This window comes from Pseudomethylobacillus aquaticus (assembly GCF_003730115.1).
GTDB lineage: Bacteria > Pseudomonadota > Gammaproteobacteria > Burkholderiales > Methylophilaceae > Pseudomethylobacillus > Pseudomethylobacillus aquaticus.
Genome location: NZ_RJVP01000021.1, coordinates 1 through 1,028 on the forward strand (window position 1 = coordinate 1; position 1,028 = coordinate 1,028).

At 63.6% G+C, this 1,028-nt stretch carries 1 protein-coding gene; it reads right to left on the reverse strand.

The window, feature by feature from the left end; all coding sequences use genetic code 11:
* The coding region (locus ED236_RS12320; RefSeq protein ID WP_420820429.1) for a calcium-binding protein at positions 1–1,028 on the reverse strand (1,028 nt) is incomplete at both ends.

Sequence of the window (1,028 nt, forward strand, 5' to 3'; positions counted from 1 at the left end):
CCGCCGCCCGTCGTCAGGGTGTCAGCGCCATCAAAGCCATACAGGATCTGCGGGATGGTAGCACTCAAGCTCGTGCTGCCAAGGCTATTCGCGTCCTCGGTGCCCCGCACCAACTGGGCAATCAGGGCACTGCCCACCACCCCGTCACTGGCGATGACGTTATAGGTGCTCACAAACGCCTGCTCGGTGGCGGCAAGCATGAACTGGCTGTCCGAGTTGCTCATCGGCGTCAGTGGCGTCACCGTCACCGTATCGCTGTAGCTGATCGCCAGGCGCAAGGTCTGACCCACATCCGGGTCGTTGACGATGAAGCTGACCGTCCCTTCCGACGTCGCGTCACTGAAGCTCGCCGCCAGCGACCCGGCCCGGAACATCGGGGTCACATTGGCCGGCGTACCGGCCACATTGGCAAAGCCGAAGTTGCCTGCATCCACGCCTTGCACCACCACCACGTCGTCGCCCATGCCCAGCGTGGTGTCGCCGCTACGGTTGTAGAACAGGTAGCCGTTGTTGCCGTCGCTTACAAAGTGGTACAGCACGCCCGTGGTACCAAACGCGCTGTTCGCTGCTGCTGCTGCCGCCGTGTAGTCCGCCACCGCCATGGTGGTTTCCGTGTAGTTGGTCGCCGTGCCTTCGATGCCGCCGAAGTTGATGGTGTTGGTGGCGCTTTGGCCAAAGCTGCGGATCAGGTCCACGTCATTGCCCGGTGTGCTGCCGGCCACATAGGCACTGTCGCCTGTGCCGATCACAAAGCGGTTGGTACCGCTGCCGCCATCCAGCAGGTCACCGCCTGCACCACCGGTCAGCACGTCATCACCTTGGCCACCTTCCAGGCTGTCAGCACCCGCACCACCTAGCAAGGTGTCGTTGCCATTATCGCCTTGCAGCGTGTCCATGCCGTCACCACCGCTGAGGCTGTCGGTACCGTCACCGCCCTGCAGGCTGTCGTTGCCCAAACCACCCAGCAGGGTGTCGTTGCCGCCGTAGCCCAGCAGCTGATCGTCACCCGCACCGCCGTCGATGCTGTC